At 59.2% G+C, this 22,983-nt stretch carries 18 protein-coding genes; 3 read left to right on the top strand and 15 right to left on the bottom strand.

The annotated features are described in order from the left end of the window. Positions 1 to 14 precede the first annotated feature (14 nt). The 8 genes from BCM02_RS30455 to BCM02_RS30415 form a co-directional block, all read right to left on the bottom strand. Positions 15 to 704 (bottom strand): hypothetical protein, encoded by a 690-nt coding sequence (locus BCM02_RS30455; protein ID WP_148932906.1) that lies wholly within the window; start codon positions 702 to 704, stop codon positions 15 to 17. After that, positions 691 to 1,578 (bottom strand): ABC transporter ATP-binding protein, encoded by an 888-nt coding sequence (locus BCM02_RS30450; protein WP_148932905.1) that lies wholly within the window; start codon positions 1,576 to 1,578, stop codon positions 691 to 693. The genes BCM02_RS30455 and BCM02_RS30450 overlap by 14 nt, the downstream gene beginning before the upstream one ends. A gap of 4 nt (positions 1,579 to 1,582) precedes the next feature. Further along, positions 1,583 to 1,951, bottom strand: coding sequence for a GntR family transcriptional regulator (locus BCM02_RS30445; protein WP_148932904.1), 369 nt, complete (start codon positions 1,949 to 1,951; stop codon positions 1,583 to 1,585). A 535-nt stretch (positions 1,952 to 2,486) separates the two neighbouring features. Then, a complete protein-coding gene (locus tag BCM02_RS30435; protein ID WP_148932903.1) occupies positions 2,487 to 3,518 on the bottom strand; it encodes a DUF1835 domain-containing protein in 1,032 nt (343 codons plus the stop codon). A 311-nt stretch (positions 3,519 to 3,829) separates the two neighbouring features. Beyond that, a complete protein-coding gene (locus BCM02_RS30430; RefSeq protein WP_148932902.1) occupies positions 3,830 to 4,324 on the bottom strand; it encodes a DMT family transporter in 495 nt (164 codons plus the stop codon). Positions 4,325 to 4,338: 14 nt separating this feature from the next. Then, positions 4,339 to 5,037: a Crp/Fnr family transcriptional regulator gene (locus BCM02_RS30425; protein ID WP_148932901.1), complete on the bottom strand. Its 699-nt coding sequence runs from the start codon at positions 5,035 to 5,037 to the stop codon at positions 4,339 to 4,341. Between the two features lie 29 nt (positions 5,038 to 5,066). Beyond that, on the bottom strand, positions 5,067 to 5,489 hold the full coding sequence (locus BCM02_RS30420) for a DMT family transporter (protein WP_148932900.1): 423 nt from the start codon (positions 5,487 to 5,489) through the stop codon (positions 5,067 to 5,069). 147 nt (positions 5,490 to 5,636) lie between these two features. Continuing rightward, positions 5,637 to 6,350, bottom strand: coding sequence for a ferritin family protein (locus tag BCM02_RS30415; RefSeq protein WP_148932899.1), 714 nt, complete (start codon positions 6,348 to 6,350; stop codon positions 5,637 to 5,639). 243 nt (positions 6,351 to 6,593) lie between these two features. On the opposite strand from BCM02_RS30415, the gene BCM02_RS30410 reads away from it, so the two are divergent. Further along, complete coding sequence (locus BCM02_RS30410) at positions 6,594 to 7,025, top strand: hypothetical protein (RefSeq protein ID WP_148932898.1); 432 nt, start codon at positions 6,594 to 6,596, stop codon at positions 7,023 to 7,025. A gap of 112 nt (positions 7,026 to 7,137) precedes the next feature. Here the strand turns inward: BCM02_RS30410 and BCM02_RS30405 are convergent, their stop codons facing one another. The 5 genes from BCM02_RS30405 to BCM02_RS30385 form a co-directional block, all read right to left on the bottom strand. Beyond that, positions 7,138 to 7,674, bottom strand: a complete 537-nt coding sequence (locus tag BCM02_RS30405) for a hypothetical protein (RefSeq protein WP_148932897.1) — start codon at positions 7,672 to 7,674, stop codon at positions 7,138 to 7,140. Positions 7,675 to 7,873: 199 nt separating this feature from the next. After that, positions 7,874 to 11,104 carry a beta-galactosidase gene (locus BCM02_RS30400; protein WP_187434492.1) on the bottom strand — a complete coding sequence of 1,077 codons (3,231 nt, stop codon included), beginning with the start codon at positions 11,102 to 11,104 and terminating at the stop codon, positions 7,874 to 7,876. Between the two features lie 123 nt (positions 11,105 to 11,227). Continuing rightward, a complete protein-coding gene (locus BCM02_RS30395; protein ID WP_148932896.1) occupies positions 11,228 to 12,775 on the bottom strand; it encodes an ABC transporter substrate-binding protein in 1,548 nt (515 codons plus the stop codon). Between the two features lie 76 nt (positions 12,776 to 12,851). Continuing rightward, on the bottom strand, positions 12,852 to 13,805 hold the full coding sequence (locus BCM02_RS30390) for a carbohydrate ABC transporter permease (RefSeq protein WP_148932895.1): 954 nt from the start codon (positions 13,803 to 13,805) through the stop codon (positions 12,852 to 12,854). Between the two features lie 23 nt (positions 13,806 to 13,828). Further along, a complete protein-coding gene (locus BCM02_RS30385) occupies positions 13,829 to 14,758 on the bottom strand; it encodes an ABC transporter permease (RefSeq protein WP_148932894.1) in 930 nt (309 codons plus the stop codon). Positions 14,759 to 15,146: 388 nt separating this feature from the next. Between BCM02_RS30385 and BCM02_RS30380 the strand changes: the two genes are divergently transcribed. Beyond that, the gene (locus BCM02_RS30380; protein WP_148932893.1) at positions 15,147 to 15,371 is read left to right on the top strand and encodes a hypothetical protein; all 225 of its coding nucleotides are present in this window, start codon (positions 15,147 to 15,149) and stop codon (positions 15,369 to 15,371) included. Positions 15,372 to 15,709: 338 nt separating this feature from the next. On the opposite strand, the gene BCM02_RS30375 is transcribed toward BCM02_RS30380, so the two are convergent. Then, the gene (locus tag BCM02_RS30375; protein WP_148932892.1) at positions 15,710 to 17,326 is read right to left on the bottom strand and encodes a response regulator transcription factor; all 1,617 of its coding nucleotides are present in this window, start codon (positions 17,324 to 17,326) and stop codon (positions 15,710 to 15,712) included. Beyond that, on the bottom strand, positions 17,323 to 19,161 hold the full coding sequence (locus tag BCM02_RS30370) for a sensor histidine kinase (protein WP_148932891.1): 1,839 nt from the start codon (positions 19,159 to 19,161) through the stop codon (positions 17,323 to 17,325). The genes BCM02_RS30375 and BCM02_RS30370 overlap by 4 nt, the downstream gene beginning before the upstream one ends. Positions 19,162 to 19,530: 369 nt before the next feature. On the opposite strand from BCM02_RS30370, the gene BCM02_RS30365 reads away from it, so the two are divergent. Next, positions 19,531 to 22,908, top strand: a complete 3,378-nt coding sequence (locus BCM02_RS30365; protein WP_148932890.1) for an alpha-mannosidase — start codon at positions 19,531 to 19,533, stop codon at positions 22,906 to 22,908. Positions 22,909 to 22,983: the final 75 nt, after the last annotated feature.

Raw genomic sequence — 22,983 nt, 5'->3', positions numbered from 1 at the left:
TCTTTCATATCGTGTTATAATGCGCGCTTACGAGTATACAACCAGCTCCCCATAACGAAGAGGCATGCAAGCGCAAGATTAAGAGCCAAGCCTTCCCATAGAACGTCGTTGAACAACAAGAACGAGAATCCGTCGGCAACTTTGTCTCTCAGCGATTCAATCGACAGACTGACCGGGATTGCCGCGATCAAGAGCGCTCCGATGATCCAACCGATATAATTCCGAACTCCGGAGAAGAGGAAGTGAAAAAGCGAGACCGCCATCATGTAAGCTGCGAACTGATAGAGCAAGTTTCCGATATACCCGAAATCATTCCAATGAAAAATGTCAAGAATATTGTACGTTCGAATATAATCATTGATCACGTGTTCTTCGAGTCCTAACCAGAGGACATTGAACGCCGCGATCCCCGCTGCCCATATCGCATAGAATCCGACGGCCCCCCAATGGTACTCTGTCCGCGTCGCTCCGAGATTGATCAGTTTCTTGAACGAGACTGTCGGAACGATAATCGCCATCACAATAAGAAGAATGCAGAAAATATTGCCGGACGAGACCGTTGTATTGCTAGATGTGTCGACAAGGGTGTATAGTACCCCGTTGATAAGTAAAGTAAGACATGCAATGCCTGTCACAATGAACAAAAACAATCTAATCACTAAAAAATGAGCTTTCACCTGAGCAGCCATCTTAGCCCTTGTCACTGTCTAATCCCCCCTCTGCCAAATAGGCGAACAGCTTTTGCAGGGACAGCTCGTCGAAGGAAATCCCGCTCCTGACCGCCTCTTGCTTCTCCTGCTCGGTAATCGTATCGAACAGCACCGCGATGCCCCCGCCGCTTCCGTAAGACTCTCGATAGATCACCCTTTTGCCTTGGGCGAATGCATCCAGATACCCGCTGGGGCCTCTTAATAGATGGGAACGGGCTTGCAAATTCTCCACTTCCTCATGAAGTAAGATCTTGCCCGCTTCCATGATGTATACCTTCTCCGCGACGGTAGCGATTTCGTCAATGAGATGAGTCGAGAACAAGATCGTTCGCGGATATAAGGCATAATCGTTCATCAACGCCTGATAGAATCGTTCTCGCATGAGAACGTCCAATCCGAGCACCGGTTCGTCGAAGATCGTAAGCGGCGCGCGGCTAGCAAGGCCAATAATATTGCCTACGGTCGACTCCATCCCTCTGGAGAGATGCTTGATTTTCTTATTACCATCCAGATGAAAAGTCTTCATTAGCTCTCTAGCATAGTCCCAATCCCAGTTCTCATGGAATGCCGAGGCCATCTCCAATATTTCCACCACACGCGCATTGCCATAGAAATAACTTTTCTCTCTTACGTAACACAGTTCCCTTGGAATTCCCCCGTGTCCTATCAGCTTGCCGGCCACTTCAATTTCCCCGGTATCCGCGAAGATACTGCCGCTGATAATATTCAGAAGGGTCGTCTTCCCTGCGCCGTTGCGACCGAGAAGGCCGTAAATGACGTTCTCTTCAAGCTCCATGTTCACGTTGCGTAAAGCCATGGATCTTCCGTATTTTTTGCTGAGGTTATTGCAAACGAAAATCCGATTCATCTTCTTAATGCCCCCTCCTGTTCTCCCTGATGATCCGGATAATATCCTCTTCCGTTAGCTGCAGCTTATAAGCTTCATCCAGCAACTTGGTTACTTGTTCGTTTAAGAATCGATCGCGTCGCTTTTTCATGATGATCTCTTTTGCGTTCTTTGCAACGTACATGCCTAGCCCCCTCTTTTTGTACAGGGTCCCTTCGGTCACGAGCAGATTAATTCCCTTCACGACGGTCGCCGGGTTGATGTGGAAGGTCTTTGTGAACTGGCTGACCGAAATGATTTGATCGTCCTCCAAGTAGGTGCCGATCAGGATGTCGTCCTCAATGAGGTCGGCGACTTGCTGGAATATCGGCTGCCCCTCATCAAAGTTAGTCATGATGTTTGCCTCCAATGTTAGAGTAATGTCGCATCTTACTGTATGTTGGTATGTTGGTCTTGTAACATACCATAACGGAATCGGTTATTCCTGTCAAATATTTCTTTTTACTGGTTGTCCATCTCGACAACCGAAGTGCTCGCCCGGCGAAAAAACGCAAAAGGGAACTGCCGTGGAGCAGTTCCCTTCTAATTGCAATCGCAGGGCCGAAACACTGGCTAGAGCGTGGAACGTTCCAATATCAGAACAAACTAACTCCACTTATTTTCGTAGCTGACTTGCAATCATCAAACAAGATCATGGACGCAGCGGAACCCCCACTACGATTTGCGCTCGGCTCGGAAGTCTTACCTATGGCGCACGGCATCTATGCTGACCGTCTAGCTACCTGGGAAGCCTGGGAGACTGTCTCGAATGCAGCGCAAGGCAACCCTATGCAATAAGCCAATTTCGTCCTATTGTGATACGGTTCACTGCGTTTAATCTTTAACGCCCGCTTGCCGGCCAGCTTCTGCTTCGTCGGGTCTTGCGCCATTCACACCACCCGCACACCAAACCGATGCACCGCCCCCGGCAACCCGCTAAACGCCAGCTTCCCTTCCCCAATCAAATGCCACAACCGCTCCTGCAAAAAAGAATCCCCCAGCGCCTGCCGCTCGCGTTCGAGCAAGCTAACCAGCAGCGTCCCTGCCTTCACGTACGCCCTTGCCTCGCTCGCCGCCTGCAGCTCCGCCACCATCGCCAGTATAACCTCATCCAACTCGTCCACCGCACAGCTTACGATCCGACCATCCCGCCACAAGCGCAACGCCCGCTGCCCGCTCGCAAGCTCCAGCCACTCCGCCTCGTATCTCAGCCGCTCTTCCTCTACCAACAGCGGAAGATCCTCGCTCCGCCGAACCAACTCTATGTATTGCTCACGCCCCATCTGTCCCTGCGCGAAAGGAGCCTCAAACCGGCTGCCGACATCACCGAACGCCACCAAATACATCTCCGACACGTTCGCAATCCTGATCGGCTGCCGTCGCCCTCTCAGCAGATGCAGCGCGAACCGCAAGCCCGTCTGATCGTGGGCATTGTCTGCGCACCAGATCGTGATCGTCTTGTCCGCCGGAATCGCATAGAGCGTCTCGAGCATGCGTCCGATCCGATGATCTCGGTTCTTCGAAAGCCAATAGCCCAAATCCGGTACATGCTGCATCAACCAATGGTCGCGAAACTGCTGCCCATCCTTCGTGTCTAACTGCCAGATCGGACCGACCGAGAACTGATCGTCAAAAGCGAGCACCTGGCTCTTCTGCCGCATCCCAAGCTTGCTGAGCGTCACCTTCAACGATCCCGCGTCCGACATGCTGAATACGAGGTGCACGTTCAGGCGTAACGCATCGGACTCCGCCAACATCCCCTGCGACTGCTCCACATATCGATACGCCAGCTCCAGCAGATCGTCCGCCAGCGTCAGACGCTCCGTCTCCTCTGCGTCCGCGGCGTTCTCCGCCAAGCCCACCATTTCGCGAAGCAGCCGCCTAGCCTCCCTATCCTTCAAACCGTCCAACCGCGATTTCATCCCTTGATCCATCCCGTTCCCCTGCCTTTCACGCTCACCGATTCACTATTCCGAAAATAACATACACTTTTTACCAATTAACTACTACTTCGCGACCACGCCTCCGATTCCTCCGAGCAACCCGCCCATTCTGCCCTCTCCCCTTATTCCCAATTGTTAAGTCCCCCCTTACAATGCTTGCTCTAGATCTGTTTACCCACCTCCTCCCCAACACGCAGCAAAGGCAGCCCCACGAATGGCGGCCGCCTTAACATACGCTATCCTATTCAGCTCACTCACCGCGCATCCTACCTTTACACAACCTTAGTTATTCACGATTTATCCACATGTGGAGTTGTGGATATTGTGGATGAAGCTGTGGATGAACGTTCTGCCCCGCCCAGCTTGAACACGATGACGCCGCCGATAATGACGAGCACTCCGATCAGCTGTTTCAGCGTGAACGGCACCTGCTCTACACCGAACAACCCGAGCGAGTCCCAGACGAGCGCAATGAGGAGCTGGGCCGTCAGCGCGATTGCGATCGCGTACGTCGGTCCGAGCATCCGAATACCTTTTACCAAGCACGTGACGACCCCAACGCCGATAATACCGCTAAAATAAAACCACGTCTGCATCCCCTCGAGCCGGAACATTGCCTTTCCTTCGAACGCGACCCCGAATGCCAGCGACGCCAGAAATCCCATCCCCAGGACGAGCGTCGTCGTCGCCCACGATCCCGTCCGTTCATTGACCTTGCTGTTGAAAATATTTTGCACGCTGACCAGCGCGCCCGCGGTCATCGCAAGCAGCAATCCGAGTATCATCTTCGTTCTCCCACCTATTCATATATATTGCGATCGGCGGCTTTCACCTGAAGCCCCGCTTTATCCAGCACCACGAGATGACCGTCTTCCCGCTCGATCAATCCCGACTCGATAAATTGCTGGATGACCCGGTTCAAATGCCGGTAGCTCGTGCCCATCGAATTGGCCGCATCCTTCAGCCGACGCACCGGCAGACGACCGCGGAAATCCGCATCCGTCTCGTCGAAGCAGACCGACAGCAGATAGCTGGCCAGCCGCACCTCGACCGGGTACAGCAGATTGAGGTTCGTCGAGCTGGATTTGACCAGGAACTTGCGCGTCAGAATGCGGAGCAGAAAATCCAGCAGCGGCGCGTGATCGTGCCCGTATTTGCGCAGCCACTTGTGCGGAATCGCGATCGTATGGACCGTCCCGACAGCCTCCACCGTGTTGTGGACATCCGTCTCGCTGAAATACTCCAAGTCCCCGATCACTTCAAGCGGCGTCTTGAAGCATAGCACCAACGTCCGGCCTTCCGCCGTGTTCGTATACACCTTCAGCTTCCCCTTCACCAGCACGAACAGCTCTTCGATCCGCTCCCCTTGGGCGCACACCAGCTCCCCTTGCTCGAACCGGCGCAGCGACATATGGGGAACGAGCACATCGGGGAACACCTGTGCCAGCTGCGGATCGCGCAAGTATTCGTGCAGCAGCGTGTCCATCGGTTCCGACATGTCGCGCGCCTCCTTCACTTCCTACGTCTCTACACGCTCAAAATCACGACGCCCGCGATCATCATCCCGATGCCCGCGAAATGCGGCCAGCGCATGCGCTGCTTCGCCACGCCGAACCAGCCGTTGCTGTCGATCGCGAAGGTCAAACCCAGCTGCGCGATGAGAAGCGATGCGCTCGAGATGGTCACGCCGATCTCCTCGATCGCCTTCACGTTGCCGAAAATAATCAATGCCGCGAACGCGCCGCCGAATAGATAACCCGGCTTCACCCGCCCGTAATCCCCAAGCTTCCCGTCGCGCATGGCCAGCAGCACGATCAGCGCCACGACGAAACCGGTGAACTGCGTCAGCGCCGCCGCCTGCCACGTGCCGATCGATTGACTGATCTGCGCGTTCGCCACACCCTGCAGCGTAATGAATGCTCCGCCCAAAAATGCAAATATAGCGCCCATGTTGTTGTCTCACCTCATCGTATAAGTTGCTTCACTTATTAAAAGCGATTCACCGGTCGCAGAGAAAGGACATATGTCCTTTCTCTCTCGAATTCCGCTTATAAATGCTCTTGTATGCAAAAAAAGCACCCGCAAGGGTGCCGAAGGTCAAGCGTTGATTCGGCATTCCGCCTCGTCGAACACGGCGAAGGCGCCTTGGCAGAAGGATGCGAAGCGATAGCCGCCCGCCCGGAAAACCTTGCCGTGATAAAACCACACGACCGCGAGCGTACCCGTCAGCAGCACCCGCCGAAGCAATCCGGCCACCCGATTCATCGGCTTGGCGCGCCGCCGCGCGAATTCGCCCAGCGCCACGCACTGATACTCCACATGCTTCGCTTCGTCGGCTAGAATCTGGTCGCAGATGCCGATCAGCAGAGGGGATTTGGTCGCCTGCCTTAACGCGATATAATAGACGCTCGCGATAATTTCGGCCGTCAGCAGCACCGTGATCGACTGCTCCAAGCTGGCGAATCTGCGCAGCTTCCGAAACACGCCGTCCACCCAATGGCTGCGGATCCGCGGGATGTGCTGCCGTTCCATGAATCTGGCGAGCTCACGGGCATGCCGCTGTTCCTCTTGAATAAAGAGAATGAGCGACTCCAAGTAACTCTGGTCGCGGCGTCCGGCCAGATAACGCTTCGCGGCTTCGATCAAGTATTTCCCCTCGGAGCTCTCCCCGATCTGGAACTGTTGGATGGAACCGGCGATCGTCTTGTACTCGGCTTCATCCAGCCGATAAGGGTCGTCCCAGTCGAGCTCGCGCAACCGCGTCTTATTCTCACGGTAGTACCGACTCCAAGCCCCATAATGCACGTCCATGTTCCCGCTCTCCCTTGTCTCCCGCTGTCCTTGAGCTCATTATAGCGGCTGGACACATCTGGAAAAAGAGCAAATCGCGCGCCGAATGTTTCGTATTTTCCGCCATGTATTATGCCTCAATTGTAATAGCCACTAGCAGATGCCGACCCCTCACAATATAGAACCATCCGCTCCGCGGACGAGCCGAACCAATCCTCTCTCTCCCGAATACGCTATGAATATATGAACCGGGAGGTGTTACGATTGACGAAATTGCTAGATGCGCGAACGTCCCAGAACGCCAGCTTCGCAGACTCCATCAGCATCCCGCTCGCGGCCAATACATCTGCCGTCATCGGCAGTATCGGATTGAATGTCACGGGCGCGGGAGACCTCATCCGGGTTATCCTGAACGGAATCGCCACGGTTAGCCTGCCGACCGAGATTCCGCCGGGCGAGGTCGTTCTCTTGAGCGTCGTTCGCGGGATCGCCCCGGACGAGACGGTAGTCGGGAACGAAGCGATTCCGCTCACCCCGTTAGATTCAGGCATCCAAATTTTGAATATCACCATCTCCGACTACAACGTGCCGTATCCGCCTTCGAATGAGCTCGTCTATTCGCTTGTGCTATTCTCAACCATCGGCTGCGTTCGCGTCGGTCCGGAAAGCTTCAATGCGGTCGCTTACTCGGATTAGCCGCACACCCCATATTTCGTCACATCGCCTCCACGCGTGACGCCAAAAGCGGCAGCCCTATTCGGCTGCCGCTCGCTTGTGTTTATGCATGCTTGCTCCCCGATCCAATATTTCAGGACAACCAATCTCGGACGATCGCGTACCACGACTCGGCCTTCATAATCAGCTTATCCGCTTGCTTGCCGTGATTAATGAGACGAATGAGCCAATCCCAATCGGTCATGAATTGCAGAACCGCCAGCACGAGCATAACGACCGCGAACCCGAAGGCCACCAAGAACACGGCCTGCAGACGGAAATAGGTGACGAGGCGTTCCATGAGCTGCGCCGCCTCACGCTCGTTCCCCGGCTGGCGATGGATTCGTTTGGCCTGCGCCCCCATTCTGAACAACCAAATGCTGACCGCGATCTGTACGATGCCGGCGATCGTGCCGAGCCCGAAATTCAGCAGACCGACCGCAAGCTGGAACAACCCGAATGCGAGGCTGAACGTCGCGGTCAAACGCATCCAGAAGGCCAGTTTGGTCCACACGCTCTTCGCTGGCGTCGGGAAGACGGCGGGCGATGGCGCATAGGGCCCCGGCAGCGGCACGGCGGCGCGGGGATCGGCGGTCACAGGTTCATGCTGGGGAAGGGATGAGGACGTCAAGGCGAATCTCTCCTGTCAATGGGTGGTAGTTACTAATTATACCGATAGTACGGCATAAATTACCATTGGATTCTTTTTTGAGAGAGTCGCGGATTTCGCGACAACAGGAGAGATTTGGTTATGTCCTTATCAAGAGACGACGATGGCATCTGACACCAATCGGCGTTGCCGCGGCGTGCGTCAGACTTCAACCGGCAGCTTACGCAAGAGTAGACGCAATAACCTGCCTTCGATACGTCTGTCGAATCTCCCCGTCCCGTCCGGCCGCGAACATCGCGATTCGCCCCGGCGCAAGCTCCAGGCGATACGTCCCGCCATGCTCCGGATCGCGTACCGCGACAGCCGCCGGATACGCATATTCCGATACGAAAATATACAGCGCGCCGTCCGCGAAACGCAGCTTCTTCCCGTATAGACCCGCGTTGTCGCCGCCTTCCAGCCACTCCAGTTCCCGCTTCACGCCGGCTTCGGCCAGGGCGTGCTCGTACAACCGCGCGATCGCCTCCGTCCGCTCGCCGAGCTCCACCGGCAGACCGCACCAGATGACGCGTCCGCGCCCGACCGGCCACTGCAGCACCTTCGGCATCACGCCGCCGCTTCCGTCCGCGATCATCGGTGATTCCTTGCATAGCTCGGCGATTTTGCGCTGACCGAACGACGTCGGCACAACCGCGCCGTCCAGCTCGAACGCTTCCTCGCGCAGCACGTTCGCTACCCGCGTACGGCCCGTATGCTCGACTGCCCGAGGCTGTATGCGCCAATATGCATCAAGTCCGAGAGGCCCTGTATACAGCAGTGTCGCGCCCGTTTCCCCAACGATGTCCATCAGCGTATCGAACGCTTCGTCGCTGAAGTTATGCGGACTCGGCACGACGATCAGCCGGGCGGGCGCCCTGCGCAGCTCCTCCAGCTGGTATTCCCCGACGCCGCGAAAATGCACGTTCATCCCGTAGCTCAGCACCCGGGTTAACCGGCTCGTCGCTTCCGCGGCCAGACGGCGGTTGCCCAGATCGTTGCTGTACGGGAACACGACCGCGACATCCGCCGCTTGCCGACCGCGGAACAATTCCCCGATCTCCGCCATGAACCGTCCAAAATCGCAGCTGACGTCCGCTTCCGGCTTCTCCGTCCCGTCCGCGCGCAGCGCCCCGATATTGGATTCGTTCACGTTGTCCATGAAATAGTTCGTATTCCAAATCCACTGCACCGCCCCCGCGCCGCCGGTCGCGAACGCGTACGCGTACTTGCGTTCGAGCAGGTCGCGCAGCTCCTCCTCCGATCGCTTCGCCCGCCCGTCCGGCGTCTCCACGTACATAATGCCGGTCTCCTGAATGAGGTTCGGCTTGCCTTCCATCTTGGAGAAGACGCCATCCCAGACGAGCTGGTCGTTGAGCCACCACGAATGGTTCGTCGTATAATCCGCGATCGGCGCATAGAAGTGCGTCGTCGGCCGCTGCGCGCCGAGCGCCTCGTCCTGGCCGACCGTGATCAGCTGGCGCGGCTGCAGTTCGCGGAGCGTCGCATTCATCTCCCGCGCCCAGCGGTTGAACATCTCCATCGCGAACAGCGAATAGTCGAGCCAGCGCGTCCCTTTCTTGCCGGAGCGCATATCCTGCACGTCGAAATTAATGTCCTCCGCCTCCGGGGGCATGACTGCCTCGAACGACGGCAGCTGTTCCGGCGTCATGTTCCAGCGGGCTTGCACCGCTTCGATGCCGCCGCCGTGCCGCTCCCGCAGCCAAGCGCGGAACGCGCGCTGCTCGTACGGATCGCCGGCCGTGCGCGGACCTTCGAAAATCCGCTTCGGATCGAATACCGACGGCTCGTTGATCAGGTCCCAGTGGACATGCTTGCTCTCCCGGTGGCGGGAGACGATGGAGGCGAGGAACCGCTTCTGCGCCGCGATGCTCCGCGGATCGAGATACGGATTCGTCCCCTCCCACGCTTCCGGCGCGAAGGAAAAGAACGTGAATGTCACCTCCAGCCCGTGCCGCTTCGCCGTCAGCAGGAACGCGTCGATCGCGCGCAGCGTCTCCTCCGATGCGTGACCATCCTCGTACATATAGTTCCGGTATGCGGTCCAAATCCCGGTGCGAATCAGACTAATACCGGCCTTCTTCATCGTTGCCATATCGCGGTCCCAGACGGACGCGTTCGGCAGGAATAGGAACTTGCGCGCCACGTCCGACGTCATGTACGTCATGCCGACGATCGGCACCGGTTTGCCGTCGCGCTCGAAATAATCCGGGCCGCACGTAAGGAAGCTGCCTTCCGCCAGCAGCGCGTCGTCGCGGCACCAGATACCCTGCCGAAGCACGCGCCGCTCGCCGTGTTCGCTCGTCAACGTAAGCTCGGCTTCATAGTAGCCGGGCGTCATCGGCACCGGAATCCGGATGCGCTCGATGGCGAGCTCATCCGTCGCCGCGACGCTCCAGTCGCGCGTCCAGACGGGCGGCTCGGACGGCTCGGTTAAAACCGCATCCGAGGAAAGCGCGTACGCGTCAGATCGCCCAGCCGGAGAACCGGATGCCATCGCGGATGTCGCGCCGTCCGCGGTCCTGCCCCATACGCGGCGGAAGCTCAGACTCGCTTGCCAACGGATTTCGCTCTTCCCAGCACCACCTACGCCGCTCCCGCCCAACGCCTGCACCTGCAGCTTCAACACCGGATGATCGCCCTCGTCATAGCTCGCGTACAGCGGCATCAGCCACATGTCCGTCACGCCGCGCGCGGTGAAAGCCGCCCACTCGGCTACCGCCTGCGCCCCTCCGCCCTGCCAGAACCGCTCGCCAAGCGCCTGGTTCGCCATCATCCAGCGGCTGCCCGCGAACTCGCCGCGCGCGTATTCCAGCAGCACGATCGGGGCCGCGATCTCCCGCCCTTCGGCGGTAATCCCCTTGAGCAGCGGATAGATCCGCCCGTCCATCGGGCCGGATGTCCCCATTTCGTGCGGATGATCGCTCAGCTTCGTCACGTGAAGGATGAGGCCGTACGTCGGCGCTTTCTCCCATGCTTCCGCCATGGCTGCCGCGACCGGAATGTCGCCGGACGCTTCATAGCGTTCAATATTCGCCTCGTTAACCTTTAACGCCTCATGGATATGCAGCTGCTGATGGTATGCGGTCTGCTTCGGCTCGCACGTCCAGCCGTCTCCCGAGCGGACGACCGGCACGCGGAACGGAATGCCGCCGAGGCTGACGAGTCCGCCGCCCAGGCGTAGATAATCCAGGATCGCGGTCCACGCCGCCTTCGGGAAATAGGGCGCGTGCAGATTGACGAAGCTGCCGCCGGAAGCGCCGCGCAGCGCCGCCGCCAGTCCGTCGGCATCCGCGATGACCGCCCCTTTCGCGAGTGTCTCTACCTCAGCCGCCCCCGGCCGCGCGTTATCGATCGGAAAGTTAGCGTCGTAAAATATTATGGTTTTGCTCATCGTCCCGTCTCCTCTCGAGCTTCGGCATCCATCCGCGTACACCGAGCCCTCTTCGATTAAACCTTCCGCCAAATGCGAGAAACGGCAGCCATTCCGGCTGCCGCTCCATTCGCATCGCATTGCTTATTTGCCGTTCGCCGCTTTCCACGCGTCGTATTGCTTTTGCGCTTCGGCGATGACTTTGTCGAGGCCGGCGGCCTTCAGCTTCTCGATCGCCTTCGGCAAATATTCGTCCGGATCGACCGAGCCGGTCATGATCGACGGATAGAATTCCTTCACGATCGCGGAGATCGAGGCGACTTCCGTCTTCACCGGATCCGGATTGAAGTTGAAGCCGAAGCTCGGCGCGACAATCGCGGAGTCGTTGAACTTCTTGAACGCGTCCCACTTGTCGGCCGGATCTTCTTTGTGCAGGTACGTCAGGAACAGGTTGCCGAGGGCGAAGCCCGGCATTTGGAAGCCGTCCTTCATCGCCGGCAGGTCTTCGATGACGTTATCGGACAATTTCTTGTAGTGCGTGCCTTCGATGCCGTAGTTGATCAGGTTGCGCAAGTACGGATCGGTATTCAGCAGGTTCAGGAACATCATGGCGCGTTCCGGATTTTTGGAGTTGGCCGAGATCGCGTGCATCGCGCCCGTCGCGGAGCCGGTGAAGATAACCGGGTCCTGCATCGGGTTCGAGACGATGTCGTAGCCCGCGCTGCGGGACCAGCCGAGATCGGCGTACGGCTGCGTCTGCTCGCGGTCCGCGAACCATTTGCCCGTCTTGATGTTGTCGATGCCGTCCAGCGTCGCCACGTCTTTGCGCAAGTAGCCGGCTTGGTAGTATTTGCGAATCGTCGCCAGGGAGCTCTTCAGCTCGGCGGATTCAAGAATGTTAACGTATTTGCCTTCTTTGTCACTGAGGTTAATGCCGACCGGGAACTCGTCGCCGAGCAGGAAGTCGAACGGCACGTACGGCTTGAAGCCTTTCGGCACGGCGAGCGGCGTAATGTCGGCCGGTTCGCTCTCCTTGATCTGCTTCAGGTACGGCTCCATATCCTCGAGCGTGCGGATCTTCGTCACGTCGATCTTGTATTTGTCCACGTACTGCTTGTTGAAGCGCCATACCCACTGGGAGGCGAGCTCCTTGTTCACCGGCACGGCATAGTTCTTGCCGTCGATCTGCGAACCGCTCAGGAAGCGCGGGTCGAGGTTTTCTTTGATGCCTTGGCCGTATTTGTCCAACAGGTCGTTGATCGGCATGAATGCGCCGCGCGTCGCGTTGGGCAGGTAGTCGAACGCCCACGAGGACGTGAAGGCGATGTCGAAGTTCTCGCCCGATGTCGTGATGACCTGCATCCGCTTGGAGTAGTCGCCCCAGTCGATCATCGTGATGTCGACGGTCGCATTGATTTTCTCGGTCAGGTATTTGTTCATCTCGTCCTGCACCTGCGGCAGATCCCGCTGCGGGCCGCCGATCATGTACACCTTGAGCTTCGCCGGATCAAGCTTAGCTTCGTCCTCGCCGCCAGCATTCGCTTCGCCGGCCGCGCTGCCGCCCGTGTTGTTCGTCTCGTTCTTCGGCGCGTTCGCGTTGCCGCCTTCGTTGTTGCCGCCGCAGCCGGCGAGCGCCGTCGTAGATGCCAGCATCATGGCCGCCAGCGTCAGCATCATTTTTCTCGATTTCATACGTCTCCCCCTTAAGGATAAGTATTCGTATTGGAACCGCCCATTATGGGCGGACGCAATCTTGCGTGCAACCGCGTTACTCTTTGACCGACCCGATCGTCAGCCCTTGGATGAAATATTTCTGGAAGAACGGATACGCCAGCGCGATCGGCAGCGTCGCCAGCACGACCATCGCCATCCGCACCGTCTCCGTCGGCAGCGTCGCGGCAATGTCGTACGAGACGACCTTGCTGCTGTTGGTGACGACGAAATCCATGTTGTTCTGAATGCGGATGAGCAGCGTCTGCAGCGGAATGAGGTTCGGGCTGTCGATGTAGAGCAGCGCGTTGAACCAGTCGTTCCAGAAGCCCAGCGTGCTGAACAGACCGATCGTCGCGATGCCCGGCAGCGAGATCGGCAGAACGATCCGCGTGTAGATGCCGAACTCCGACGCCCCGTCGATTTTGGCCGATTCGATGATCGCGTCCGGTACCGTCGTCGCGAAGAACGTCCGCATGACGATGATGTAGAAGGCGTTCAGAATCGAGGGCAAAATGAGCGCCCACAGCGTGTCCCGCAGATGCAGAAACTGCGTCATGACGATGTAGCCCGGCACCAGACCGCCCGAGAACAGCATCGTGAAGAAGGCGAGGAAGCTGAAGAACCGGCGCTGCGCGAAGTTTTTGCGCGAGATCGCGTAAGCGTACGTCGAGACGAGATACAGCGTGAGAATCGTGCCGATGACCGTCACGAGCACCGTCACCCCGAACGACTGCAGCATTTGCTGGCCGGATTGCATCAGGAAGCGGTAAGCTTCCAGCGAGAACTTGCTCGGGATGATCGAGAAACCGTCGATTGCGAGCGCCTTCTCGTCGGTGAGCGAGATGATGATAATGAACAGGAACGGGAACACGCAGGAGAGGGCGAACAGCCCGATCGCCGCGCTGAACACCGCGTTCCACAGCGGCGAGATGCCGCCGATATCGCGTTTCCTGCGCCTGGACGGCATCGCGGCCGCCCCTTGCGGGATCGATTCGCGCAAGTCAGCCATTGCAAGCACCCCCTTGCCGAATCTTAAAATACGGCATAATCTTTTTCAATTTTGCGTACCGCCCAGTTGGCGGTCAGGACGAGAATCAAGCCGACGAACGATTGGTACAACCCCGCCGCCGTGCTCATCCCCATGTCGCCCATGATGGTCAGGCCCCGGTAGACGAAGGTGTCGATGACGTTCGTAACCGGATAGAGCGCGCCGGAATCCCGGGTCACCTGGTAGAACAGACCGAAGTCCGAGCGGAAAATGCCGCCGAGGTTGAGCACGGTCAGAATGATCATCAACGGCTTCAGCTGCGGCAGCGTGATGCTCTTGATCTGCTGCCATTTGCTCGCCCCGTCGATCATGGCCGCCTCGTACAGCGATTTGTCGATGCCCGCGATCGCCGCGAGGTAGACGACGCTGCCGTAACCGGCGCTCTTCCACAAGCCGAGCAGGATAAGGAAGTACGGCCAATATTTCGTCTCGTTGTACCAGCTGACCGGATCTGCGCCGAAATACGCGAGAATTTGATTGAACACGCCTTTCTCGACGTTCAGGAACGAGAAGACGAAGTAGCTGATAATGACCCAGGACAGAAAGTACGGCATGAACATCGCCGTTTGGTACATTTTCGCCAGCCGCTTGTTCAGCAGCTCGTTCATGACGACCGCCAGCGTCACCGCCAGCACCAGGCCGAGCGCGATGAGGCCGACGTTATACAGGATGGTGTTCCGCGTGATGATATAAGCGTCGTCGGTCGAGAACAGGAACTCGAAATTTTTGAATCCGACCCAATCGCTCTCGTAGACGCTCTTGAAAAACCCGCCCGGATGGATCCGGAAATCCTTGAACGCGATGATCGTCCCGAACATCGGCAGGTAGGCGAAAATGATAAACCACGCGGCTCCCGGCAGAACCATCAGAAGAAACGCCTTGTTCTTCAGCAGACTCTTCAAGATGCCAGGCACGGCTGCTCCCTCCTTTGTGCTTCGCGAATCCGCTTGCCCGCCCCGTCTGCCGATCCCCTATAATCGACGCGCGGTTTGGCGCAAGCCTTAACATTGGTGCAATGGATCCTTTCGTTCACCCTTGCCCCTATTATGGGAGTCGCGAGGCCGCGCCGAATAGTTGAAAAATGCTCGGCCGACGTGGAGAAATCAAAGATAACGTTTTCATTTTTCATAGAGAAAAGAGGCGGGAATCCGCGCGGTTGCTGGGTTTTTGGATGGTGGACAGGCATTGGATACGTTGGCTGCGAGCTTCGTCTGTGAGGCTTAGTGTGCCTTCCACGACGATTGGGCTGACGGTGGTTTTACAGTTTCCGTGCGGTTATTTCCGTGCGATGAGAATTTCTTGTTGTCCAACGATGCATTCGTCTTCAAGGCGGAGGCGTTGCCCTCAACCGGAACGTTCACGGCCCGTGGCGGCGCCGGAGATTTGCAGCCGAACAAAGTGCTTTTCAACAACCGAACCGGAGACGGCGTCCGGATCTTTCTCAACATCTCGGTCATCAACAGAGCGCGACATACCCGCACGCTGGACCGAAACTCTTCCTGGTTGCTGAAGCTTGCGCGCGTATGAGGAAACTCGGTTAGCCCCCTCGCAATTCCCGCCCGTATGGAAAAAGGGACGCTCCCCCATCAGCCGAAGCTGATAGCGGGGACGCCCCTGTATGGATTTGTGCTGCACGCCTACAGCTCGGCACGCCGCTCAATAGTCGCGCTCTGCCCACTATTGGCGCACACTTGCTCCGCATACCGTCCAATAGTCGCGCTCAGCCTACTTTTGGCGCTCACCTGCCCCGCTGACGGCCCTATAGTCGCGCTCTGCCCACAATTGGCGCACACTTGCTCCGCATACCACTCAATAGTCGCGTTCACACCACTATCGGCACACGCAGCACGCCTTGCCGCCGCTCGCTACTTCTGATACATCGCCCGCAGCTCGGTCGGCGACACGCCCGCGTATTTCTTGAACTGGCGGTAGAAATACGACGTGTCCCAATACCCAACGTCTGCCGCGATCTCGGCCGTCTTCTTGTCCGTGTAGAGCAGCAGCTGCGTCGCGCGCTCGACCCGGTACTGATTGACGTAATCCGAGAAGCTCGTCCCCGCCTCCTGCTGGAACAGCTGGCCGAGGTAGTTCGGGTGCAGACCCAGCTTCTGGCTAAGCGTCTTGAGCGACAGCTCCTCCCGGTAGTGGGTCTTCACGTAGTCGAGCGCGGCCGCGACGTGCGGACTATGCTCCGCCTTGGCCTCCGCGTCCTGAAGCGAGCCGAGGATGTCCCGGACGAGCGTCTTCGTCCGCTCCCGCAGCCCGCGCAGCGTATGGAGGCGGGCGAGCGGCGCGAACATGTCGCCATAGTCCGGGTTCGGCTCCAGCTCCTTTGCCGCCAGCATGAGCGCGATCGCCGCGTTGACGAACGGCGCCCGCGGCAGCGGCCGGTAAGCGCCCGCTTCGGCAAAATAATCGTCCAAGAACGCGTCGATCGCCGCCGGATCGCCATCGCGCAGCAGCTGGTGGAATTGGTCGAGCGCCGGACCGCGCATCGAGCCGTCCGCCGGCTCCCCGGCCGCTGCCTCGTCTCCCGCCTCCGCAATCTCGGGCTCCGTCTCGCTCAAGAGATGGTCTTGCAGCCACTGCTTCGCCGCCTTGAAGCTGCCCGCGAAGCCGTCGTGGGCATCCGCTGCCGCACCTCGCACGCACCAAACAGCCGCGCCCGTCTCCGCCGCCAGCCGCTGCTTCATCCTTCTCAGCGCCTCCCGCTCCCAGCCATCCGGCTCCGCGTCGCCGTCCGCCAGCATGACGATCAAGTCCTCGTCATGGTCCGGGAAGCAGAGCAGCTCCCCGCTGTCCGGCACGGTGTCCGGCGCGGCGCGCTCGCACAGCTCCGCCAGCGCAGACGGATGATGCGCTAGCGCCGGTATCCCGCCCGCGTATCCGCTAGCGCCTTCGCCCGCGGCTTCGGCTGCCTCTCCCTCTCGGTCCGCTACAACCCGCAGCACGGCCGCGCTGTAGCGGGCCTTGCCCGTCGGAATGCCGAGCAGCTGCGCGCGCTCGCGGAATTCCTTGGCATCGATCGTCTCCTGCGCCCACCGCTGCAGGATGTTGTTGCGCAGAATTTTCCAATCCTGATTCATCTGCAGCCGGCGGATGTCCTCGCGCTCCCAATCGTGCTGCATATGGCGGATCGTCGCCTCCAGCTCCTCGATGTTGACCGGCTTGAGCAGGTAGTTCTCGACGCCGAGCTTGATGCCCTCGCGCACGTAGCCGAATTCCTCGTACCCGCTCAGGATGATGAATTTCGTCTGCGGACTGCGCGCCTTTACTTCGCGGATGAGCTCGAGCCCCGTCATCTGCGGCATCATAATATCCGTAATCAGCAGGTCGACCGGCTGCTCGCCGAGCTTGGTTAACGCTTCCAATCCATTGGGCGCCGTCCCCGCCACCTTCAGATTGTACGCGTCCCAGTCGATAATGGCCTGCATGCCTTCCACGATCAACGGCTCGTCGTCCGCCAGGAATACCGTTCTCATCGCATTTCGTCCTCCCTTATGACCGGAATATGCAGCGTCACCTCGCAGCCTTCCCCCGGCGCGCCGTCGACGGTCATCCCGTAATCCCCGCCGTAGTTGAGCCGAATCCGCTCATGCACGTTGCGCAGCCCGAGCGAACCCGAACCCGAGCCCGAATCGAGCATGCCCGCGTCCGCGAGCGACTGCCGGATGTCCGCAAGCTTCGCCGGCTCGATGCCCCGCCCGTTGTCCTTCACCCGGATGACGATGCGGCCGTCCTCCTCGCGCGCCGTCACCGCGATCACGTTGTCCGACGCGTCCGCGCGGAACCCGTGCACGATGTAGTTCTCGATGATCGGCTGCACGAGCAGCTTGACGACGATGCCGCGCGCCGCCGTTTTGTCGACGTCGGTCTCGACCCGAAGCTTGGATTCGTAGCGGTACTGGAACAGCGCCAGATACATGCCGCACAGCTCCATTTCCTCGGCGAGCGTGACATGGGTTTGCTTTTTGATCAGATGCCGGAACATCGTAGCCAGAATGTAAATCATTTGCCCGACGTCCCGCGCCCCGGAGCTGATCGCCTTCATCCGGATGCTCTCGAGCGTGTTGTACAGAAAATGCGGATTGATCTGCGCCTGAAGCGCCACCAGCTGCGCGTTCTTCTGCTTGATCTCGGACACGTAGACGCTCTGGATATACGCCTCCAGCCGGTCGCACATGTAGTTAAAGCTCTGCGAAATCTGCTGCAGCTCGTCCTCGCCGTCCAGCACGATGCGCCTGCTCAGGTCGCCTTCTTGGAGCCGCCGCATGTGAATGACGATTTTGCGGATTTTCTTGGAATAGCGCCGGATAATCGTGAACGTCACCGCCGAGCTGACGACGATGCACAGCAGCACGATGCCGATCAGCGCCAGCCGGATCGCGGACAGACTCGCTTCGATCTGGGATTTCGGCGTAATCGCCGCGACGACCATCCCGGTGTTGCCGATGTTGAGCAGCTGCACCTTCGCCCGCTCCTCCAGGTTCGCCCAGTCGGCGCTCGTATGCAGTTCGTTCCAGTATGGGTAGACCGTATTCTCGCTATCGCCCGCCGAATCGAAAATGACCTCGCCCCGCGACGTCATGAGCATGATCCGGTTGTCCGTGCCGTTCAACTTGCCGCGCACCAGCTCCCGGATCCGGTCGGTGTTCAGCTCGAACAGCACCGCCCCGTATTTGCGCAGCGTGACCGGGTCCTTCAGCACGTTGACATAGCCGTACGGCGCATCGACCGCCTCGGTCCGATCGCCGAAGAGCGGCTCTTCGCCGGTGAACAGCCACGGATCGTTCTGCGCCCGCTCGAACCAGTCTTGGTATCGCTCCGGCACCTTCGGCTCGTAATAGAAATGCTGCGTGTCCCGGTTCAGCACGTAGAAATACCGTTGATCCGCGCTGTACAGCACGATATTGGCGATGGCCGGCTCGTCCTTGAGCAGCAGGCGGAACCGGTAATCGAAGGAGCTTCGCTCCGTCCGGTAGCTGAGGACATATTGGTTCAGCCGCCATTTGATGAACGCCTCGTAGTCATGCGTCAGGAAGTAATTCAAATCCTCGCCGATGAGCGCGTCCGTATAAATTTGCTGCACCGCGTCGTACAACCGCTCGTACTGCTGGTTCAAGCTGATGCTGACGATATCCAGCTCCTGCAGGCTCGTGTCCATCTGCTCGCGCACGACCCGCTGCTCGTAGTAGCGGTACGCCAGCACCGACAAGCCGATCAGCAGCAGCACCATGACGAGCGAGTAGAGCAGCAGGATTTGGTTGAACATCCGTTTCTTCAGGTGGTTATGGTAAAAGGTCCGTATTTTGGACATTCGCGCTCCGCCGCCTCCCTTGCCCCGATTGTCCCCCAGTGTAACACCGGTTTCGGAAAACGCGCAACGAGGGGCCATGCAGCCGCAGTCTCCTTCACACGGTCACTGTCCCGGCCGCTTCCGTCCCTCCCCGTCCCGAACGGCGCGCTTTTCCTCTTGAATACCGGATGCTCGCAAAAGCCGCTCTTGCTTCCAATTTCACGACGTCCGCCTCCCCCGCCCGCAAAATCCATTTGACCAATTTCCGAACCTCCGGCTATAATGGCCTCATTCCCCTATGAACGTTGTTTTAGATTTCCGCAAGACGCTTCACCCGATTTGGATCCCCCTATTTCGTTCACCCCCTACTTCACCGAGGGGGCTGACCCAATGTTTCTGACCGAACACAAACTCCAAGCGCGCATTCATGAATTGTCCGTGCTCCGTTACCGGGACCGCATGCCCTTTAACGTCTTTTCGTCCTGCGAAGATACCCGTCCCGACATCAATCCGTCCATGCCCGGCGAAGATGCGGGCTGGAAGCCGTTCGCCCAAGGCGAGAGCTGGAGCGGACGCGACTTATATCTGTGGCTCCAAGCCGAAGCCGACATTCCATCCAGCTGGGCGGACCGAAGGTTCCTCGGCTTATTCGATTTCGGCGATACCGGCGCCGGCAACAACTCCGGGTTCGAATCGCTCTTCTATTGGGACGGCAAGCCTTACCAAGGCGTGGATTCCAACCATAAGGAAACGTTCCTTCCCCCTTCCGCGGCGGGCGAGCGCAAGTCCTTCGTATTCCGGCTCTGGTCGGGTCTTGAAGGCGGCGGCGTGCCTCGCGACCAAACCCATGTGTTCAAACAAGCCGAATTGTGCTGGCTCGACGAGCAGCTGGACGACCTCGTGTTCACCGGTACCGCGATTCTCGAGACGCTCAAAGTGCTGGACGCGAACGCGCCCGAGCGGACGAAGCTGCTGCAGGCGCTCGACCAAGCGTTCCGTCTGATCGACTGGTCCGTGCCGGGCAGCGAGGCGTTCTTCGCTTCCGCGCACGCGGCGGCAGCCGACTTAAGCGCGCGCTTGGAGGCGATGGAGCGCATCTCGGACGTGACCGTCACCTGCATCGGCCATACCCATATCGACGTCGCCTGGCTGTGGCGGCTGAAGCATACGCGCGAGAAATGCGCCCGCTCCTTCTCCACCGTCATGCGGCTGATGGAGATGTTCCCGGAGTACACGTTCCTCCAGACGCAGCCGCAGCTGTACGACTACGTCAAGGAAGACTATCCCGAGCTGTACGAGATGATCAAGCAGCGCGCGGCCGAAGGACGCTGGGAAGCCGGCGGCGGCATGTGGCTGGAGGCGGACTGCAACCTGACTTCGGGCGAATCGCTCGTGCGGCAGCTGCTCGTCGGCACCCGCTTCCTGCGGGACGAGTTCGGCACGGAATGCCGCTACCTGTGGCTGCCGGACGTGTTCGGCTACAGCTGGTCGCTGCCGCAGATCTTGAAGAAATCCGGCATTCACACGTTCATGACGACCAAAATCAGCTGGAACCAATACAACCGGATGCCCTTCGATACGTTCCGCTGGCGCGGCATCGACGGCTCCGAGGTGCTCACCCACTTCATTACGACGCCAGAGCCGTGGTCCGAGCCGGGCTCGTGGTTCTACACGTACAACGGCAAGATCATTCCGAAGACGGTCAAAGGCATCTGGGACGCCTACCGCGACAAAGAGATGAACCAAGAGCTGCTGCTCTCCTACGGCTATGGCGACGGCGGCGGCGGGGTCAACCGCGAAATGCTGGAGATGCGCCGCAGGCTCGATAAAATGCCGGGTCTGCCGAACGTGAAGACCGGCCGCGCCGACGATTATTTCGAGCGACTGCAGCAGACGGTGGCGGAGACCGAATCGTACATCCACACGTGGGACGGCGAGCTGTACCTGGAATACCACCGCGGCACCTACACGAGCCAAGCGTACAACAAGCTCGCGAATCGGAAGCTGGAGCTCGCCTACCGCGAGGCGGAATGGCTCGGCGCGCTGGATAGCGTCCTATGCGAAGATTGGTCGCGCTATGACGCGAACGCATTGCTGGCGGGGTGGAAAATCATCCTGCGCAACCAGTTCCACGACATCATCCCCGGTTCCTCGATCCGCGAGGTGTACGAGGATAGCCGAGTCGAGTATGCGGAAGCGGAAGCGATCGTGAAGCGGATCGATGCGGGGGCGAGAATGTCCATTGCGGGGGCCGGCGCGCTCGAGGGTAGGGTCGCGAACACCCATGCGAACGACGGCAAGCCTTCGGCGTACGAAGCAGGACATGCCGCGCCGAACGTCAGCGCCAGCGAAGTGCTGCGTCTAGCGGCCGAGGAATTCGCCGCCGGCGCCGATCTGGCGGAGCATGACGCGAAGCTTGAGGATGCCGTCCATTCGTCAGCCTCGCTACTCGCGAGCCAAATCCCGGGCAGTGGCAAGCCGGCCGACGACGGTACGAAAGTCCGCGCCTACACGGTGTGGAATTCCTCCCCGTGGTCGGTGACCGGCCTCGTTGAGATCCCCGCTGTCGATCAGCCGCCCGATGGGCGCTGGACGAATGCATCCGGCGAGCCGCTAACCGCCCAGCTGACGGACGGCAAGTGGCTTGTGGAAACGGCGGACGTCCCGGCGCTCGGCTATGCGACGATTCATTGGGCCGCCGCGCCTGCCGCAACGTCGCCTGCGCCGTTCATGCTATCGGACCGCTGCATCGAGACGCCGTTCTACGCGTTGGCTTGGAACGAATCGGGCCAGATTACCCGGGTCTACGACAAGCAAGCCCGTCGCGAGGTGCTGGCTCCAGGCGCACGCGGCAATGTGCTCCAGGTGTTCGAAGATAAGCCGCTGGCACACGAGGCGTGGGATATCGATTTGTTCTACCAGGAGAAGATGCGCGAAATTCAAGATTGCGCGTCCATCGAGGTCGTAGAAATGGGCGCGCTGCGCGCCGTCGTCCGTTTCCGCTGGCGCTATATGAGCTCGACCGTCACGCAGGACATGATCGTGTACGCGTCCAGCCGCCGCATCGATTTCGTCACGGAAGCCGACTGGCAGGAGCGCCAGCAGCTGCTGAAGGCCGCTTTCCCGGTGGCGATCCGCTCGACGGAGGCGACCTACGACGTGCAGTTCGGCAACGTCAAACGCCCGACCCACTGGAACACGAGCTGGGATTGGGCCCGCTTCGAATCCGTCGGCCATCAGTGGGCCGACCTGTCGGACCGCGGCTACGGCGTCAGCCTGCTGAACGATTGCAAATACGGCTACGACATCAAGGACAACGTCATGCGCCTGACGCTCATCAAGAGCGCGACGCACCCGGACCCGGACGCGGACCGCGGCGAACACCGCTTCACGTACGCGCTGCTGCCGCATGAGGGCGATTGGCTCGCGGGCGGCACGGTGAAGCAAGCGTGGCAGCTGAACGCGACGCTGGCGGCAACGCCGGGTCAAGCCGCGATGCCGTCCCTGTCCATGTTCGCGCTCTCCGGCGATACGGCGATGATCTCCGCGGTGAAGAAAGCCGAGGATGCCGACCGCGTCATCGTCCGCGTCCACGACTATTCCGGCAGCCGCAACGCGCTTGTCCTGACGAGCGATCTGCGCATCGCCGCGTGGCGGGAGACGAATCTGATGGAGCGGCCGGAGAGCGAATTCCGCGAGGAAGCCGCCGTCGCCTTCGTGCTCGAACCGTACGAGATCAAGACGTTCGAGATCGATTTGCGCCGTTAACGGTTCGCGGGATTAAGCCTGCCCCCATCAGCCGCAGAAGCCGCGAATTTTTAACGACGATAACCATTCCGCACA

This window comes from Paenibacillus methanolicus (genome assembly GCF_008124765.1).
Classification (GTDB): domain Bacteria; phylum Bacillota; class Bacilli; order Paenibacillales; family Paenibacillaceae; genus Paenibacillus_Z; species Paenibacillus_Z methanolicus.
Note: the sequence above shows the minus strand (reverse complement) of the source record. Positions and strands in the feature narration are given on the sequence as shown.

Excerpts from the sequence above, each read along its gene's own strand:
- BCM02_RS30450 (WP_148932905.1), bottom strand. The coding sequence starts at position 1,578 with ATGAATCGGATTTTCGTTTGCAATAACCTCAGCAAAAAATACGGAAGA.
- BCM02_RS30445 (WP_148932904.1), bottom strand. The coding sequence starts at position 1,951 with ATGACTAACTTTGATGAGGGGCAGCCGATATTCCAGCAAGTCGCCGAC.
- BCM02_RS30435 (WP_148932903.1), bottom strand. The coding sequence starts at position 3,518 with ATGAAATCGCGGTTGGACGGTTTGAAGGATAGGGAGGCTAGGCGGCTG.
- BCM02_RS30430 (WP_148932902.1), bottom strand. The coding sequence starts at position 4,324 with ATGATACTCGGATTGCTGCTTGCGATGACCGCGGGCGCGCTGGTCAGC.
- BCM02_RS30425 (WP_148932901.1), bottom strand. The coding sequence starts at position 5,037 with ATGTCGGAACCGATGGACACGCTGCTGCACGAATACTTGCGCGATCCG.
- BCM02_RS30420 (WP_148932900.1), bottom strand. The coding sequence starts at position 5,489 with ATGGGCGCTATATTTGCATTTTTGGGCGGAGCATTCATTACGCTGCAG.
- BCM02_RS30415 (WP_148932899.1), bottom strand. The coding sequence starts at position 6,350 with ATGGACGTGCATTATGGGGCTTGGAGTCGGTACTACCGTGAGAATAAG.
- BCM02_RS30400 (WP_187434492.1), bottom strand. The coding sequence starts at position 11,104 with ATGAGCAAAACCATAATATTTTACGACGCTAACTTTCCGATCGATAAC.
- BCM02_RS30395 (WP_148932896.1), bottom strand. The coding sequence starts at position 12,775 with ATGAAATCGAGAAAAATGATGCTGACGCTGGCGGCCATGATGCTGGCA.
- BCM02_RS30390 (WP_148932895.1), bottom strand. The coding sequence starts at position 13,805 with ATGGCTGACTTGCGCGAATCGATCCCGCAAGGGGCGGCCGCGATGCCG.
- BCM02_RS30375 (WP_148932892.1), bottom strand. The coding sequence starts at position 17,326 with ATGAGAACGGTATTCCTGGCGGACGACGAGCCGTTGATCGTGGAAGGC.
- BCM02_RS30370 (WP_148932891.1), bottom strand. The coding sequence starts at position 19,161 with ATGTCCAAAATACGGACCTTTTACCATAACCACCTGAAGAAACGGATG.
- BCM02_RS30365 (WP_148932890.1), top strand. The coding sequence starts at position 19,531 with ATGTTTCTGACCGAACACAAACTCCAAGCGCGCATTCATGAATTGTCC.